This is a genomic window from Ensifer sp. EB106-03-01-XG145 (assembly GCF_058792075.1).
This window is the reverse complement of record NZ_JBYTEC010000001.1, coordinates 1,721,388-1,737,885: the sequence shown is the minus strand read 5'-3', so window position 1 is coordinate 1,737,885 and position 16,498 is coordinate 1,721,388. Positions and strand designations below refer to the sequence as shown.

The 16,498-nt window shown below is 61.1% G+C and carries 19 protein-coding genes and 1 tRNA gene; 13 read left to right on the top strand and 7 right to left on the bottom strand.

The features are described from left to right. Positions 1 to 7: 7 nt before the first annotated feature. From AC3WWH_RS08475 to AC3WWH_RS08460, 4 genes are all read left to right on the top strand, one after another. Complete coding sequence (locus AC3WWH_RS08475) at positions 8 to 757, top strand: alanyl-tRNA editing protein (RefSeq protein WP_058322482.1); 750 nt, start codon at positions 8 to 10, stop codon at positions 755 to 757. Positions 758 to 773: 16 nt separating this feature from the next. After that, on the top strand, positions 774 to 1,628 hold the full coding sequence (sseA, locus tag AC3WWH_RS08470; RefSeq protein WP_058322481.1) for a 3-mercaptopyruvate sulfurtransferase: 855 nt from the start codon (positions 774 to 776) through the stop codon (positions 1,626 to 1,628). Positions 1,629 to 1,632: 4 nt separating this feature from the next. Beyond that, positions 1,633 to 2,196: a GNAT family N-acetyltransferase gene (locus tag AC3WWH_RS08465; protein WP_058322480.1), complete on the top strand. Its 564-nt coding sequence runs from the start codon at positions 1,633 to 1,635 to the stop codon at positions 2,194 to 2,196. Positions 2,197 to 2,287: 91 nt separating this feature from the next. Further along, complete coding sequence (locus AC3WWH_RS08460) at positions 2,288 to 2,755, top strand: DUF1203 domain-containing protein (RefSeq protein WP_058322479.1); 468 nt, start codon at positions 2,288 to 2,290, stop codon at positions 2,753 to 2,755. Positions 2,756 to 2,803: 48 nt separating this feature from the next. Here AC3WWH_RS08460 and ald read toward each other — a convergent pair whose 3' ends face one another. Continuing rightward, positions 2,804 to 3,922: an alanine dehydrogenase gene (ald, locus tag AC3WWH_RS08455; protein WP_058322478.1), complete on the bottom strand. Its 1,119-nt coding sequence runs from the start codon at positions 3,920 to 3,922 to the stop codon at positions 2,804 to 2,806. Positions 3,923 to 4,078: 156 nt separating this feature from the next. On the opposite strand from ald, the gene AC3WWH_RS08450 reads away from it, so the two are divergent. Next, entirely contained in the window at positions 4,079 to 4,540 is a 462-nt protein-coding gene (locus AC3WWH_RS08450; protein ID WP_057255972.1) for an Lrp/AsnC family transcriptional regulator, read from the top strand. Positions 4,541 to 4,555: 15 nt separating this feature from the next. Here the strand turns inward: AC3WWH_RS08450 and AC3WWH_RS08445 are convergent, their stop codons facing one another. Continuing rightward, on the bottom strand, positions 4,556 to 5,803 hold the full coding sequence (locus AC3WWH_RS08445; protein WP_058322477.1) for a GGDEF domain-containing protein: 1,248 nt from the start codon (positions 5,801 to 5,803) through the stop codon (positions 4,556 to 4,558). A 239-nt stretch (positions 5,804 to 6,042) separates the two neighbouring features. On the opposite strand from AC3WWH_RS08445, the gene AC3WWH_RS08440 reads away from it, so the two are divergent. After that, positions 6,043 to 8,016: a bifunctional 2',3'-cyclic-nucleotide 2'-phosphodiesterase/3'-nucleotidase gene (locus AC3WWH_RS08440; RefSeq protein WP_058322503.1), complete on the top strand. Its 1,974-nt coding sequence runs from the start codon at positions 6,043 to 6,045 to the stop codon at positions 8,014 to 8,016. Positions 8,017 to 8,193: 177 nt separating this feature from the next. Here the strand turns inward: AC3WWH_RS08440 and AC3WWH_RS08435 are convergent, their stop codons facing one another. Both AC3WWH_RS08435 and ilvA read right to left on the bottom strand, forming a co-directional pair. Beyond that, positions 8,194 to 8,514: an HlyU family transcriptional regulator gene (locus tag AC3WWH_RS08435; protein ID WP_058322476.1), complete on the bottom strand. Its 321-nt coding sequence runs from the start codon at positions 8,512 to 8,514 to the stop codon at positions 8,194 to 8,196. A 75-nt stretch (positions 8,515 to 8,589) separates the two neighbouring features. After that, positions 8,590 to 9,837 carry a threonine ammonia-lyase gene (gene ilvA, locus AC3WWH_RS08430; protein WP_058322475.1) on the bottom strand — a complete coding sequence of 416 codons (1,248 nt, stop codon included), beginning with the start codon at positions 9,835 to 9,837 and terminating at the stop codon, positions 8,590 to 8,592. Positions 9,838 to 9,997: 160 nt separating this feature from the next. Between ilvA and AC3WWH_RS08425 the strand changes: the two genes are divergently transcribed. From AC3WWH_RS08425 to AC3WWH_RS08405, 5 genes are all read left to right on the top strand, one after another. Further along, positions 9,998 to 11,452, top strand: coding sequence for a TrkH family potassium uptake protein (locus AC3WWH_RS08425; protein WP_058322474.1), 1,455 nt, complete (start codon positions 9,998 to 10,000; stop codon positions 11,450 to 11,452). An 81-nt stretch (positions 11,453 to 11,533) separates the two neighbouring features. Next, entirely contained in the window at positions 11,534 to 12,124 is a 591-nt protein-coding gene (locus AC3WWH_RS08420; protein ID WP_058322502.1) for a hypothetical protein, read from the top strand. 4 nt (positions 12,125 to 12,128) lie between these two features. Next, complete coding sequence (locus AC3WWH_RS08415; protein WP_058322501.1) at positions 12,129 to 12,833, top strand: HAD family hydrolase; 705 nt, start codon at positions 12,129 to 12,131, stop codon at positions 12,831 to 12,833. Between the two features lie 180 nt (positions 12,834 to 13,013). Then, complete coding sequence (locus AC3WWH_RS08410; RefSeq protein WP_058322473.1) at positions 13,014 to 13,271, top strand: hypothetical protein; 258 nt, start codon at positions 13,014 to 13,016, stop codon at positions 13,269 to 13,271. Positions 13,272 to 13,341: 70 nt separating this feature from the next. After that, positions 13,342 to 13,426, top strand: a tRNA-Leu gene (locus AC3WWH_RS08405). 82 nt (positions 13,427 to 13,508) lie between these two features. Here the strand turns inward: AC3WWH_RS08405 and AC3WWH_RS08400 are convergent. The 3 genes from AC3WWH_RS08400 to wrbA all read right to left on the bottom strand — a co-directional run bounded on the left by AC3WWH_RS08400 (position 13,509) and on the right by wrbA (position 14,879). After that, the gene (locus AC3WWH_RS08400) at positions 13,509 to 13,727 is read right to left on the bottom strand and encodes a hypothetical protein (protein WP_057255959.1); all 219 of its coding nucleotides are present in this window, start codon (positions 13,725 to 13,727) and stop codon (positions 13,509 to 13,511) included. Positions 13,728 to 13,807: 80 nt separating this feature from the next. Continuing rightward, positions 13,808 to 14,050: a DUF2188 domain-containing protein gene (locus tag AC3WWH_RS08395; RefSeq protein ID WP_057255956.1), complete on the bottom strand. Its 243-nt coding sequence runs from the start codon at positions 14,048 to 14,050 to the stop codon at positions 13,808 to 13,810. A 229-nt stretch (positions 14,051 to 14,279) separates the two neighbouring features. After that, positions 14,280 to 14,879 (bottom strand): NAD(P)H:quinone oxidoreductase, encoded by a 600-nt coding sequence (gene wrbA / locus AC3WWH_RS08390; protein WP_057255954.1) that lies wholly within the window; start codon positions 14,877 to 14,879, stop codon positions 14,280 to 14,282. A 166-nt stretch (positions 14,880 to 15,045) separates the two neighbouring features. Here wrbA and AC3WWH_RS08385 point away from each other — a divergent pair, with 166 nt between their 5' ends. Next, positions 15,046 to 15,798, top strand: coding sequence for a competence/damage-inducible protein A (locus AC3WWH_RS08385; protein ID WP_058322472.1), 753 nt, complete (start codon positions 15,046 to 15,048; stop codon positions 15,796 to 15,798). A 174-nt stretch (positions 15,799 to 15,972) separates the two neighbouring features. Further along, positions 15,973 to 16,470, top strand: a complete 498-nt coding sequence (gene gpt, locus AC3WWH_RS08380; RefSeq protein WP_058322471.1) for a xanthine phosphoribosyltransferase — start codon at positions 15,973 to 15,975, stop codon at positions 16,468 to 16,470. Positions 16,471 to 16,498: the final 28 nt, after the last annotated feature.

Genomic DNA, 16,498 nt, shown 5'->3' with positions numbered 1-16,498 from the left:
GAATGCGATGACCAGGACCGTGACCGCCCTTTTCCGAGACGATTTCTACCTCTCGACCTGCGAAGCAAGCGTCACCGGAATTCTGGAAGATGGCGGGATCGAACTGGATCAAACCTGCTTCTATGCAACCTCCGGTGGCCAGCCCGGCGACACCGGCTTTCTGGAGCGGGCCGACGGCAGCCGGATCGACATCGCGGTCGCCCGTCACGGCGAAACCAAGGATATCATCGTCCATGTGCCGGCCGAAGGGCAGTCGGTACCGGCTGTTGGCGAGAAACTCGTTCTGCATATCGACTGGCCCCGCCGCTATCGCCTGATGCGCATGCACACCGCCTGCCATCTGCTCTCGGTCGTCTGCCCCTTCCCGATCACCGGAGCCTCGGTCGGCGAAGACGAGAGCCGTGTCGATTTCGACATGAGCGAGACGATCGACAGGGACGACGTCACCACGGCGCTGATGAAGCTCGTCGAAGAAAACCATCCTGTCTACGTCCAGTGGATCACCGACGAGGAACTCGCCGCCAATCCCGGCGTCGTCAAATCGAAGAATGTGTGTCCGCCTGTTGGCCTTGGGCGCGTCAGCCTTGTCTGTATCGGCGAAAACTCGGCGATCGACAGCCAACCCTGCGGCGGTACCCATGTGTCGGAAACGCAGGAAGTGGGCGCCATCCACATCGCCAAGATCGAGAAAAAGGGTAAGGAGAACCGTCGGTTCCGTATCCGCTTCGGCATGCCCGAAGATCGCGCATCAGTTTGAGTAGGGAGTTGCGACCGTGACCAACAACAAAAGCGCCTTTGTCGTATCGGCTGATTGGCTGCAGGAGCGCCTCGGCGATCCCTCGATACGGATCCTCGACGCCGCCTGGTACCTGCCGGCCCAGAACCGCAACCCGAAGGCGGAATACGATGCCGGGCACATTCCCGGTGCCGTCTTCTTCGATCAGGACGTTATTGCCGACCACACGAGTGGCCTGCCTCACACCCTGCCCTCGCCGGAAGCCTTTGCCTCGGCGGTTGGTGCGCTGGGCGTCAGCGAAAAGGACACGATCGTCGTCTACGATGGTCCCGGCATCATGACCGCTCCACGCGTGTGGTGGATGCTGCGCATCATGGGCGCCAGGAACGTCTACGTGCTCGACGGCGGCATGGACGGCTGGAACACGGAGGGGCGCCCCGTCAGCACCGAGGTACCCTCACCCAAGCCGGTAACGTTCAACGTCAATTTCAATCCGGCGGCCGTGACCTCCTTCGCGCGGATGACGGAAATCGTTGCCGATCGCTCGATCCAGATCGCCGATGCCCGCGGTGCCGGACGGTTCTATGGCGAGGAGCCGGAGCCGCGTGCCGGCATGCGCTCGGGCCATATGCCCGGCGCGCACAGCCTTCCCTCCGGTACTTTCTCGGAAAACGGAAAGTTCAAGGATCTCGCGACGCTTCGCCAAACTTTCGCCGACGCCGGCGTCGATCTTTCCAAACCTGTCGTTACGACCTGCGGCTCCGGTGTCACCGCCGCCATCATCACGCTGGCGCTGCAATCGCTCGGCCACACGGACAACACGCTCTATGACGGTTCCTGGTCGGAGTGGGGTGGCCGCGCAGACACGACGATCGTAACCGGTCGAGAGTGATATCATGCGCTCGCCAAAGCTCGCCTCCCTGACAGCGCATGTAACCGAACTCGAGATGACGGCACCGCCGAAGCAGAGCCTGCCGATGCCGGTCAATATCCAGACGGCGATCCTGCGTGTCTCGGACATCCCGCTCAGCTACTATCGCTTCTTGTACCTGCGTGTCGGCCGCCGCTGGCACTGGACCGAGCGGCTGCGGATGAACGACGAGGAACTCGCCGCCGTGCTCGGCGACAAGCGCACGAGTGTCACGGTGCTCTATGTCAACGGCGCGCCGGCCGGCTTCTTCGAGCTGCACCAGGGCGAGGACGACGTCGTCGAGCTTGTCCATTTCGGGCTGATGGAACATGCGCTCGGGCTTGGCCTCGGCAAGTGGTTCCTGCTCCAGACGCTGTTTGCCGCCTGGGCGCTGAACCCGAGCAAGCTGACGGTAACGACCAACAATCTGGATCACCCCCGCGCACTGCAGCTTTACCAGCAATTCGGCTTCTCGCCGGTCGCCACCCGTGAGACCACGGTCGAACCTTTGACCGACGACGAACTGCTGACCCTGGCGAAAAATCTCTGACGCATCTCGCCCGGCAAGTTCCGGGTGTCGAAACGATCGCGACCGGCGCAATCTCCTGATCGAACAATCAAACCGATCAAGGAGATGCGCCATGACGTTGCGCTACATTCCAATGTCCGACGACGAAGCGCGGCGGATCCGCGACGGCGGGCCGGATGCCTATGGCAACCGGCCGGAGCGAGAGATATCCGATGGTGACGGCGTGCCCTGCCGGCACTGCCTGCGCAATGTCGGAGCCGGCGAGCCCTATCTGATCTTCGCCCTGCGGCCGTTTTCGTCGTTGCAACCCTATGCGGAGACCGGCCCTGTGTTCATGCATGCCGAGGAATGTCCGGCGCATGACGGCGATACGCTTCCGCCGATCTTGGCTTCGAGTGTCAGCTATCTGCTGCGCGGTTATGGCGAGAACGAACGGATCGTCTACGGGACCGGCGGTGTCGTTCCGACGGAGCAGTTGCAAGCGCGAGCGGAAGAACTGCTGGCCCGACCGGACGTTGCCTCCGTGCATGTGCGTTCGGCCAAGAACAATTGTTACCAGTGCCGGATCGAGCTGACCTGACCACCAAATTCGGCCCGGCATTGATGCCGGGCCGAAAGCATCATTCCGTCAGGCGACGCTTAGCACCGCCTCGGGCGCAAAGGCATCATAACCGAGCGCTTCGGCCACCGGCGCGTTGGTGACGCGTCCGCGATGAACGTTCAGACCGGCACGCAGATGCCGATCCTCGGCAATCGCCTTCAGGCCCTTGTCCGCGAGCTGCAGGCCGTAGTGCAGCGTGGCGTTGTTGAGCGCATGCGCAGAGGTCACCGGCACGGCGCCCGGCATGTTCGCCACGCAATAATGCACGATGCCATCGACCTCGTAGGTCGGGTCGGAATGCGTCGTCGCGTGGGATGTCTCGAAGCAGCCGCCCTGGTCGATCGCGACGTCAACGATGACGGCCCCCTTCTTCATGCCGGTCAGCATTTCGCGGGTCACGAGCTTCGGCGCCGCAGCCCCCGGGATGAGCACCGCCCCGATTACCAGATCGGCGGAGAAGACTTCCTCTTCCAGTGCGTCGATGGTCGAGTAGCGTGTATGCACGCGGCCGGCGAAGAGATCGTCGAGTTGGCGCAGGCGCGGGATCGAGCGATCGATAATGGAGACGTCGGCGCCAAGCCCGGCAGCCATACGCGCCGCATGCAGGCCGACGACGCCACCGCCGATGACGGTCACCTTGGCCGGCAGCACACCCGGCACGCCGCCGAGCAGGATACCGCGGCCGCCATTGGCCTTCTGCAGCGACGTCGCGCCTGCCTGGATGGCCAGGCGTCCGGCAACCTCGGACATCGGCGCAAGCAGCGGCAGACCGCCGCGATCGTCGGTGACGGTCTCATAGGCGATCGCCGTGACGCCGGATTTGAGCAGACCCTTGGTCTGTTCCGGATCGGGCGCAAGATGCAGGTAGGTATAGAGAATCTGGCCTTCGCGGAGCTGCACCCATTCGGAGGGCTGTGGCTCCTTGACCTTGACGATCATGTCCGACCTTTCGAACACTTCCTTTGCCGTCGCGACAATCTTCGCGCCAGCGGCACGGTAAGAATCGTCATCCGCGCCTATCCCTGCCCCGGCCTTGGTTTCCACGATCACCTCGTGGCCATGGGCAACATATTCACGCACCGAGCCGGGCGTCAGGCCGACTCTATATTCATGGTTTTTGATTTCCTTCGGGCAACCGACACGCATCCTCGCGTTCCTCTCCTGTTATGGGCTTTTCGCCACTTTGACGAGGCATTCAGCAAAACACGCCGTGAATCGAATGTCCTTGCAAAGACGAAACCCGGGGCGCATTGATTTCGAAGAATATTGCGTGAAGTGACGCATGATTGAGGGAAAACACGAATGAGCGAACTCGATGCCATCGATCATGCGATTCTGCGCATTCTCCAGCAGAACGGCCGCATCTCGAATGCCGACCTCGCGGCGAAGGTCGGGCTCTCTCCGTCCGCCTGTTCGCGACGAGTCGATATCCTGGAAAAATCAGGAACGATCGCCGGCTATCATGCCCGCATCGCCCATAAGGCGCTCGACTACCAGATCATGGTGATCGTCCATATTTCGCTGTCGGGCCAGTTCGCCAAGACGCTCGCCGAGTTCGAAGCGGCGGTGAAGCTCTGTCCGAACGTACTCGTCTGCTATCTGATGTCAGGCGAGTACGACTACATCCTGAGGGTCGCGGCCAAGGACCTTCAGGACTACGAGCGCATCCACCGCGACTGGCTCTCGGCGCTGCCCCATGTGGTCAAGATCAATTCCAGCTTCTCGCTGCGAGAAGTGATCGACCGGCCGAATGTCGGCATTTGAAGGAATGAATGCAGCCTAACGGCCGACGACGCAGTCGCGGCCCCGTCCCTTGGCGGCGTAGAGCCGAAGATCTGCCTCCGACAACAGGCTCTCGATCGCCGCCCCGTCGTCCGGCGTCGACGATAGACCGATGCTTGCGGTCACCGACCGTCCGTCCGGGGTCGAGACGCGATCCGACACGGCAACGCGAATCTCGTCCGCGCGCCGCAAGGCATCGCCATGGGCCATTGCCGGGCAAAGGATCACGAACTCCTCGCCACCATATCGAAACAGTCGGTCGACCGGACGCAATTTCGACTTCACCGTCTCGACCAGCCGCTGCAGAACGCGGTCGCCCTCCTGGTGGCCGAAGCGGTCGTTGACGCCCTTGAAATGGTCGACGTCGATGATCATCAAGGTGACGGCCGCATTGTCGGCGCTCGCCGCGCGCAGCATTGCCGGCGCTTCGATCTCGAACCGGCTGCGATCGAGCGAACCCGTCAGCGTATCCTGACCGGACCGTGACAGCAGGTCCTCGTAGCGTTCGCGGAACGTCAATGCATTGAAGATATCGCCAAGCGGCCGGTCCGACATCGCCAGGAACGGATGGCGCGAGGCATTGAGATAAAGTCCGATCGCGATCGCATAGAAGGGTGCTGCCAGCATCTTCGCCATCCAACCACCCCAGAAGACCTCGAAGGGTGCACCGTTCCACCAGCGAAGTGCCGCATAGAAAGCAGCCTGATCGAATGTCAGCACGACAACGCCGCAGATGAGAAATCGGAGCGTCACGAAGCGCCGCAACCACCGGCCCAGCCGCTCGTAAAGCAGAATGATCATCAGCGAATCGAAATAGAGGATGGTCGTGCCCCAGACCATCAGCCAGCCCATCTCATCGATGAAGGCGAGGTCGGCGGACCGCTCCGCCACGATCGCTACGGTGTCGTGCTGGCGCAACAGAAGGCTCAGTGCCACCGTCAGGAAGTTGCCGGCGAGCAGCCCGTAGATCGGCTGGCGAACAGTTGCCGCGTCTTCCTTCACATAGAGCAGCAGGATCATCATCAACTTGCCGGAGAAAAGCACAGCAGAGCCTGGCGAGATCACGCCGAACGGCAATTGCACATAGAAGACTGCGGCGAGATAGGTCTCGATGAAGTGCATGACGCCGAGTGCGGCGACGAAGACGCCAAGCCCCAAACGGGCGCGAAGATGCAGCAGCCCGATCATCGCCGTAACGTAGACCAGCGCCTCGCCGACGAAGAGAAGAAGGTTGGCGTTTGGCATGTGCTTGAAAAAGTTCCGTTTCCCGAAGCACGGTTAAACAGGAAGTTTGAAGAAAACTTTAGCGGAACCCGCGGCTGTCAGCCGCCGGAATGCGAAAATCTGCCGCTTTCGGAAATGTCGCCTTTCCGGCATAGTCGCCGCCAACCCACCGTGGTTCGCGCATCTGCGAACAAAACTCCGGATTGCACTCGTCTCGGAAAAACCGGGATCCTTGATAAATGGAGGACCGCATGCCATCGATGACATCCCCGCTCCACCTTACGCGCCGTTCGCTTCTCGCGGGGGCCGCGGCTTCTTCGGCGCTTGTCATGCTGCACCCCTTCTCTGCCCGCGCCGCGGGCAACCAGGCGCATCTCAGAATCATGGAAACGACGGACCTGCACGTTCACGTCTTTCCCTACGACTATTACGGCGACAAGCCCAACGATACGGTCGGCCTTGCGCGCACCGCCTCGATCATCGACGCCATCCGCGCCGAAGCGACAAACTCCATCCTGGTCGACAATGGCGACTTCCTCCAGGGCAACCCGATGGGCGACTACATTGCCTATCAGCGCGGCATGAAGGACGGCGATATCCACCCTGTCATCGCCGCCATGAACGTGCTCGGCTATGATTGCGGCACGCTTGGCAACCACGAATTCAACTATGGCCTGGACTTCATGTTCAAGGTCCTGGACGGCGCGAACTTCCCGCTCGTCTGCGCCAACCTGACGAAGGGTACGCTTGCCGCCAATGCGAGTCAGGATGAGCTGTTTCTCAAGCCCTACGTCATTCTCGACCGCAAAGTGAAAGACGGCTCCGGCACGGAACATCAGGTCCGCATCGGCCTCATCGGCTTCGTTCCACCACAGATCATGACCTGGGATGCCAAGAACCTCGAAGGCAAGGCCAAGGCCCGCGACATCGTCAAGGCCGCCGAAGCCTGGGTGCCACAGATGCGCGAGGAAGGCGCCGACATCGTCATCGCCCTCTCCCATTCCGGCATCGGCCAGCAGACCTATGCGGAGAACCTCGAAAACGCGTCCGTTCCCCTTGCCGCCATCGCAGGCATCGATGCGATCGTCACCGGCCACAGCCACCTGGATTTCCCCGGACCGAAGTTCGACGGCATCGCGGGGGTCGACAACGCGAAGGGCCTGATCTCCGGCAAGCCCGGCGTCATGGGTGGCTTCTGGGGCTCGCATCTCGGCCTGATCGACCTGCTGATCGAACGAGAGGGTGGCGCCTGGCGTGTCGTCAGTTCAACGAGCGAGGCGCGGCCGATCTACCGTCGCGAAGAGAAGAAGGTGATCGCCGAGGTCGCCGACAAGCCGGAAGTCCTGGCCGCTGCGAAAAAGGACCACGAGGCTACCCTCACCTATGTGCGCACGCCTGTCGGCAAGACCAGTGCGCCGCTCTATTCCTACTTCGCCCTGGTCGCCGACGACCCGTCCGTGCAGATCGTCAGCCAGGCGCAGACCTGGTACATCAAGGACATGTTGAAGGAGACCGAGTACCGCGACCTGCCGGTGCTGTCGGCAGCGGCCCCCTTCAAGGCCGGCGGCCGTGGCGGCGCGGACTACTACACCGACGTCCCCGCCGGCGACGTCGCGATCAAGAACGTCGCCGACCTCTATCTCTATCCGAATACGGTGCAGGCCGTCGTCATAACCGGCGACCAGGTGCGCAACTGGCTGGAAATGTCTGCCGGCATCTTCAACGAAGTCAAACCTGGCGCCTCGGACGCGCCGCTGATCAACGGCGGTTTCCCGTCCTATAATTTCGACGTCATCGACGGCGTCACCTATCAGATCGACCTTTCCGTGCCGCCGAAGTTCGACAAGGACGGCAACACGATCAATGCGTCGTCGAACCGTATCAAGAACCTGCAGTTCAACGGGCAACCGATTGACGCAGCGCAGAAATTCGTGGTTGCGACCAACAACTACCGGGCCGGCGGCGGCGGCAATTTCCCCGACATCGCCGCCGACAAAGTGGTGTTCGTAGCCCCCGACACCAACCGCGACGTCGTGGTGCGCTACATCATCGATCAGGGCACGATCAACCCATCTGCCGACGCCAACTGGACCTTCGTGCCACTCGCCAATACGACCGTGACCTTCGACAGCGGCCCGAAGGCCCGGCAGTTCCTGGCACAGGTGAAGGGCGTGACGATCGAAGATGCCGGTGACTCCGCCGAAGGCTTTGCCCGCTTCCGGATCAAGCTCTGAGCTTCAGGCGAACCAGGGTCGGGCCGCCCTGCTTGTGGCGGCCTATCATTTTGAGCGGACGATGCAGATTTAGCTGGTCCGGTGATCCGTACGCAGACCGATGAAAATTAGCACGAGACATTAAGAATGCCCGCTAACCATCTGAGACAATTTAGCTACGTTGCAGGCGGCGTCTGATCAAACCTGACGCGACTGGGCGTCGTCGGAAAACAGCGACGGGCCGGTCTGGTCGATGATCTGGCGTCCCTTGCGCAGAGCGGCATCGATCGCGTCCTGCTCCGAGGTGAAGAGATCGGCGCGGATGAAGCTGCGGGTCTTGGTGCCGCCATCCGCCGAGGCCTTCTCGATGCTTCCAGCCAGACGAAACTGCGAGCCTTCACGCATGGGCGTCGCGCGGATGGTGCATTCGGCATAGGCCTCGGTCTTTCCAGGCGCAGCCTGCGTCTGGTTTTCAGAAGAGCCCGAACGGCCGAACAATTTCGAGAAAAACGATGCCATGCCCAAGACTTAGACGCCGCGGCCGACACTGTCAAAGCCTAAGTACCGATAATCAACCGCAGCGCCCTGATCCGTTTAAATGATGAGATTGGAGAGGATTTCGTTCTCGGTGATGTCCTGGTAGCGAAGCCCCGCGGCGTCGAAGCGAGCCTTCAAGACCGGGAAGTTCTCGGCGTGTTTGGTCTCGATGCCGATCAGAATGGAGCCGAAGTTGCGCGCCGATTTCTTCAGGTATTCGAAGCGCGAGATGTCGTCCTCGTCGCCGAGCAGATTGAGGAAGTCGCGAAGCGCGCCGGGCCGTTGCGCCATGCGCAGAATGAAGTACTTCTTGAGCCCGGCATGGCGCATCGCCCGCTCTTTGACGTCGGGCAGACGATCGAAATCGAAATTGCCACCGGAAACGACGGCAACCACCGTCTTGCCCGCCAGTTTCTCGGGGCCGAGTACGTCCAGGGCTGCAACCGAAAGCGCCCCTGCCGGCTCCAGCACCACACCTTCGACATTCAGCATGTCGACGATCGTCAGGCAGATTGCATTCTCCGCTAGAAGCATCACCTGATCGGCGGAAAAGCGACGGAGCGCTGCAAAATTGAGATCGCCGATCCGTCCGACTGCGGCACCGTCGACGAAATTGTCGACCTGGTCGAGGGTCACGACGCTGCCGGTTTCCAGGCTCTCGCGCAGGCTGGGTGCACCGGCGGGTTCGCAAAAGATGAAATGATCCGCTGCAACCACGTCCTTGAGATATCCCGTCACGCCGGCAGCAAGGCCGCCGCCGCCAACGGGTAGAACAACGAGATCGGGCGTGACGCCATCAGGCAGTTGCCAGGCGATTTCGGCGGCGACGCTTGCCTGACCCTCGATGATGTCGGCGTGATCGAAAGGTGGCACCATGACGCCGCCGATCGCTTCGACATGATCGCGCGCCGCCTTGTAGCACTGGTCGAAGATATCGCCGACCAGGCGGATGGTGATGAACTCACCGCCAAACATGCGGGTCTTGTCGATCTTCTGCTGCGGCGTCGTCACCGGCATGAAAACGACGCCCGGCACGCCGAAGTGACGGCAGACAAAGGCAAAGCCCTGGGCGTGGTTACCGGCCGAGGCGCAGACGAAGGTCTTGCCGGATGCGTCGGCGCCCAGCGCCTTGCGGAAGAAGTTGAAGGCGCCGCGGATCTTGTAGGAACGGACGGGCGACAGGTCTTCGCGCTTGAGGTAGATGTTGGCGCCGTAGCGCGCGCTCAAGTGCTCGTTGAGCTGCAGCGGCGTCGGCGGGAAGATCTCCCGCAAGGCTTCGGTTGCGGCTTCAACATCCTGCTTCATCGCGTGCGGTCTTCCGTTGAGTTGGTCGATGGATGGCTGTGGCTATTGCACATTGCAACGCCCGAAGCCATCGCTTTGACTCGAATCGGACTGCCGTGAACAATGCGACTGCATCCCGTTCGGCCGGGACGTCCGCAACGCTTTCCGGGAAATTGAACGCTTGAACGCAACTCTGATCCGGCATGCTGTGCACATCGCGGCAATCCTCGGCATCTATCTCGCATGCGCGATGCTGGTACCGGCGATGGTTGATCTCTACTACGGCCATCCCGATTGGCAGATCTTCGCCGCTTCGGCCTTTATGGTCGGCGGGTTGTCGCTTGCGACCTTCATGGCGACCCGCACGGGGCCACCGCCCTTCTCCAAGAAGTTCGGCTTCGTCCTCGTCAACCTGCTGTGGGCCGTGTTTTCGGTGGTTGGCGCGATCCCGCTCTGGCTGTCGTCGCTCGACCTCGATTTTGCCCAGGCACTGTTCGAGTCCGTATCGGCAATCACCACGACCGGAGGCACTGTCATCGTCGGGCTCGACGACGCGCCGCCCGGACTGCTCGTCTGGCGCTCGCTGCTCTGCTGGCTCGGCGGCATCGGCATCGTCGTGCTCGGCCTCTTCATCATCCCCTATCTCAGGGTCGGCGGCATGTCCTTCTTCAAGATGGAATCCTCCGATACCAGCGACAAGCCGTTTGCACGCCTTGCCAGCTTCAGCCGCGCGTTCCTGATCGTCTACGTTGTTATCACGCTCCTCTGCACCATCGGCTACTTCCTGACCGGCATGAACCGCTTCGACGCGATCAACCACGCGATGTCGACGGTCGCGACCGGCGGTTTTTCCACCCATGATGCATCCTTCGCCTACTTCGGCAGTATTCCACTGCTCTGGACGGCGACCTTCTTCATGGCGCTTTGCAGCCTGCCGTTCTCGATCCTGATCGTGCTGGTGGCGCGCGGCCGCCTCGATGCGCTGCGCGATCCGCAGATCATCGTCTTTCTCGGCTATCTCTCTGCCTTTTCGGTTGCAGTGGCGGTCTATCACCGCCTGGCGAATGGCGTCGAATTTCACCTGGCGCTGGCGCATTCCTTCTTCAACATCACCTCGATCCTCTCGACCAGCGGCTATGCCAGCCAGGACTACAGCCTCTGGGGGCCCTTCGTCGTCATGGCCGCCTTCATCGCGACCTTCATGGGCGGTTGTTCCGGATCGACGGCAGGCGGCATCAAGGCCTATCGCTTCATCGTGCTCTTCAACGCGATCCGCTCGGGGCTCAACAAGCTCGTCTATCCCAATGCGATCTACGCCGTGCGCTATGGCAACAACACCGTCGATGCCGACACGCAGCGGGCCATCTTCCTGTTCTTCATCACCTATATCCTGCTCTGGGTCTTCGGCAGCCTCGCCATGGGTGCGCTCGGCTACGATCTCGTCACGGCGACATCGGCTGTCATCACCTGCCTTTCGAATGTCGGTCCCGGGCTTGGCCCCATCATCGGGCCGGCCGGCAACTTCTCGACGCTCGGCGATCCCGAGCTCTATCTGCTGTCGTTGATGATGCTGCTCGGCCGTCTGGAAGTGCTGACCGTGCTCGTGATCCTGACGCCGGTGTTCTGGAAGCATTGACCATTGGCCGGCCAGCCCTATCGTCTTGACTTGATGCGGCAGATGCCGAAAGTCGGTGTCATCCGGCGATGGGGGAACGTCATGGTGAAACATATGCTTCTTCTGGCGACGCTGAGTGCCGCCACGACACTATCCGGAAACTCTATCGCCCACGCCGGACCGCTCACCGATGCGGCGGCGCAGGCGGAGAAACTTGCCGCTTCGGGCGATGCGGCAAAGGCGCGAGACCTGCTTCTCAAGGCGATGAGCGACTTTTCGCAAACGCTGCCCTTCGCGATCGGCAAGGCGATCTTCGTCTCCAAGCAGCCGACTGGTTATGCGATGTACCAGCCGCGAGACGGCTCTGTCTTCAAGGAGGGAGAGTCGCTGATCTCCTACATCGAGCCGATCGGACTTTCCTGGAAGGATGCGGCAGAGAAGGGCAAGCTCGAGAGCCATTTCACCGTCGACTTCGATATCCTCAATCCGAAGGGTGACGTGCTCGCCGGCCAGAAGGCCTTCGGCGACTTCACCTTCACCGGTTACCTCAGGAACCAGGAAATCTATTCGACGCTGACCATCGATGTTTCCGGCGCGCCCGCCGGCGACTACGTGCTGCGCTTCCACTTCAACGACGTCAACAGCGGCAAGACCGCCAGCGTCGACCAGCCCTTCAAGATTGCCGGACCGTAAGATCATGCCCCATGCAATAACGACTGTTGGTTTCGATGCCGACGATACGCTTTGGCAGAACGAACAGTTCTTTCGCCTGACCGAGGCGCGCTTCGCCGAACTTCTCAGCCCTCACACCGACACCGAACACCTCTCCGAGCGGCTGCTTGCCGCGGAGAAACGCAATCTCGGTCTCTACGGTTTCGGCATAAAGGGTTTCGTGCTCTCGATGGTCGAAACCGCGGTGGATGTGACGGATGGCAAAGTCCCCTCTTCCGTGATCGCCGAAATCCTGGCGGCCGGCCGCGACATGCTTGTCCATCCGGTCGAACCGTTGCCGCGCGTCAAGGAAACCCTCGACGTACTTCACGGTCAGTTCCGTCTGGTGATGATCACCAAAGGCGACCTGTTCGATCAGGAACGCAAGCTTGCGGCCTCCGGCCTTGGCGATTATTTCGACGCCGTCGAGATCGTCAGCGACAAGAATGCGAGCACCTACGAACGTCTCTTCAAGCGCCATGGCGACGGGCCGCTGAAAAGCCTGATGGTCGGCAACTCTCTGAAATCCGACATCGTTCCAGCCCTCGATGCGGGAAGCTGGGGTGTTTACGTCCCACATGCACTGACTTGGGCATTCGAGCATCACGACAAACCGGCGAACCATCCGAGATTTCGCGAGATCGACGATCTCGGCGGATTGCCACCGATCCTGGAACGCTTGCCGCTCTAGGCACGGGGGGTAATTGTCCTCCTGCGGCCACACCACCAAAAGGCTGCTAGCGAGGCGTCGGAGGCTATCGCGACCGCATCCGCGCTAGCGCGTCCAACGAAATCCGCGGTTGTACCCCCTATTCACCGCACCCCGAATCAGCGCGATATACCATCGCGATTTCGTCAGCGGAGAGAGACAATGGCTCAAATATTCGGTGCAACAATTTCAATGCTCCTGCTCGGCACGCTGATCGGGTGGCTGCTGCGCAAGGTCTCCGCTCTCAGCGTGCTTTCGTCCCGTCTGGCGGGGTTGGTCGTCTTGGCGTTCGTGGCTCCTGCCATCTACGCGTTCAATTCGGGCCGCCCCTATTCCGAAATGTTCATCCTCTGCGGCATCGCCGCGCTCGTCGCAGCTGTCGTCTTCTACTTTCTGAAGCCTAAGCAACAGAACGCCTGAGCGGCAATCCACCTTTCACCAGTCTGATGCACTTGACTGTTCCCCTTGAGTGTTTGATCTAGGGGGCAAAGCGGGCGTGGCGAAACTGGTAGACGCAAGAGACTTAAAATCTCTCGGCCTTGGCTGTGCGGGTTCGATCCCCGCCGCCCGCACCAGACATCCGGCTTTCAATGATTATTCCGCGCACGTGCAGCCGCTCGCTGAGAAGCGAGAGGTTGCTTCAGAGAGCGCGACCGCTCAGCTGTTGTAGTAGTAGCAATCGCATTCGGCCCGGTAGGCATCGTCGTGCCATACCCGGACGGCGAGCTTCGTTGCGCATCCCTGGTTTTCCAGCCTGAGGCCGAGAAGGGAGACCGCTGCCGCCTTCGAATTGGGGGCGTCCACCTCGATTGCCGATCCGACCTGGTGGACTCCCTGCCGCGGGGTCCAGGTGAAGATCTGAACGTTATAGTGCATCGAATATCCTCCGTGGGAGAGATGGTGTGCACGCAATACTCACGCTTGTGTTCGGATTGAGCCGGCTGCCTTGAAGCGTACTAGCCGTCTTCTACGGTCGCTTCCGGCCGATCGCCGCCGTCTGTGTGCTCGAAGTGCCAGTGGCCTTCGTCATCCTGGAAACTGATATCTTCGTCGTCGCCGCCGACCTGTTGTTCGGCGGCGGCAGCCTTGGCGGCGGCTAGCGCCATTTCGCGGCTGGGAAAGGGTTCCGAATATGCTTCGGCGGCCTTATAGGCCCATCCTCCGTCATGAGGAACGATGGTGTAAGTGATCCGCGCCATACTTCCCTCCCAATCGTCCGAAAACGCTTCGGTCTTCGGCGGGCCGTTGCCGCACGGCCCTTCTTTCCTCCTCGTCAAAGGCATGCTCATGCCGAACGCCGCGGATATTACCACAGGTGCGGTGCGAATTGCCACCTTCGCGAATCACTCAGAAACGGCGTGCCGCGAATCAAAAAAGCGGCCCCTCTCGGAGCCGCCCTTGATCAAAAAATCCAATATCTTAAACCAATCAATCGGCGAGCTTCGCGGCGATCTTGGCGACATGTGCGCCCTGGAAACGAGCGGCTTCGAGTTCAACCTCGGAGGGCTGGCGCGAACCGTCGCCGCCGGTGATCGTCGAGGCGCCGTAGGGCGAGCCGCCCTTGATCTCGTCGAGGCCCATCTGGCCCTGGAAGGCATAGGGAAGACCGACGACGACCATGCCGTGGTGCATCAGGGTCGGGATGAAGCCGAGGATCGTCGACTCCTGGCCACCATGCTGCGTCGCAGAGGATGTGAAGACCGAGCCGACCTTGCCGACCAGCTTGCCCTTGGCCCACAGGCTGCCCGTCTGGTCGATGAAGTTGCGCATCTGCGAGGCAACCGTGCCGTAGCGCGTGCCTGCGCCGAAGATGATTGCATCATACTGCGCGAGTTCTTCGACGGTGGCGATCGGTGCTGCCTGATCCAGCTTGTAGTACGAAGCCTTGGCGACTTCTTCCGACACGAGTTCGGGAACGCGCTTCACGTCCACTTCGGCGCCGGCCGATTTCGCGCCTTCGGCCACCGCATAGGCCATCGTTTCGACGTGTCCGTATGCCGAATAATAGAGAACAAGAACCTTGGCCATAAAATGCTCCTTTGGATTCAAGCGATCGCACTTGATCACCGCTGCCGGGAAGATTTATCAAAATGCGGTCGCTTGCCAGGAGCTGTCCGGGAAACAGACTGTTCTCGCCCGTCGAACAATAAACAATCACTGTTAAATGATTGGCTTATATAAATAGGAATTACCGATGAGCACAAAAATCGTCACTGCCGCGATGGTCGCTATCGGCGACGAACTTCTGTCGGGTCGCACCAAGGACAAGAACATCGGCCATCTCGCCGACATGATGACCATGGTGGGGATTGATCTGCGCGAAGTGCGGATCGTCGCCGATGACGAAGCCGCCATCGTCGAAGCGATCAACGCCGTACGCAGCCGCTACGATTACGTCTTCACGTCAGGCGGCATCGGCCCGACCCATGATGACATCACAGCCGATGCCATATCTCGCGCCTTCGGCGTCGAGTGCGACTACGAGCCCGAGGCGATGGCCCTGCTCGGCGCGATGTACGAACGCCGCGGCATGGAGTTCACCGACGCGCGCAAGCGCATGGCGCGCATGCCGCTTGGCGCACGCCACATCCCGAACCCCGTCTCCACCGCGCCGGGCTTTGCGATCGGCAATGTGCATGTCATGGCCGGTGTGCCGCAGGTGTTTCAGGCGATGCTCGACGCCTTGCTGCCCGGCCTTCAGGTCGGATCGCCCCTCCTCTCGCGCACCGTGCGCTCGCCATTCGGCGAAGGCGATATCGGCAGTCCGCTGACGGAGGTGCAGAAGAACCATCCGGAGACGAGCATCGGCTCCTACCCAAAGTTCGACGGCAAGAACTTCTCGACCGATATTGTCGTGCGTGCCCGCGATCCGCAGGCGCTGGCTGCAGCCGAAGCCGATGTGCAGGCGATGATCCAGGCAATCACCGAAGCACGCGCAAAAGCGTGATTACCCCGCAGAGCACCCTTAGCGCATCTTAAAGGACGCGCGGCGCTGTAGAGCCTTGCACTTTGACCGCTATTGCCGTTATTGCATGTCGGCAAATCAGGATGACGCGTTCCCGCCTGCCCGATCTGCCGGACGCTTCGTCTTTATCTCGTACAGACAAGCCGGAGCCCACTGATGTCGCTGCCCGATAAAGCCTTTCCCGTCTCCTGGGACCAGTTCCACCGTGACGCGCGCGCGCTTGCGTGGCGCCTCGCCGACAACGGCCAGGAATGGCGCGCCATGGTCTGCATCACACGCGGCGGCCTGGTTCCTGCGGCGATCATCTGCCGCGAGCTCAATATCCGCATGATCGAGACCGTCTGCATCGCGTCCTACCACGACTATGACACGCAGGGTCAGATGAAGGTGCTGAAGGGTATCGCACCTGAGATCATCAAGGACGGCGGCGAAGGCGTGCTGATCGTCGATGACCTGACCGATACCGGCAAGACCGCTGCCGAAGTGCGCGCGATGCTGCCGAAAGCACATTTCGCCGCCGTCTACGCCAAGCCGAAGGGCCGGCCGCTGGTCGATACCTTCGTCACCGAGGTCAGCCAGGACACCTGGATCTATTTCCCCTGGGATTTGGGCTTCACCTACCAGGAGCCGATTGCCAAGGGCACGCGCGGTTAAGAGCCGGGCAAACAGGCAAAAGCGCCTC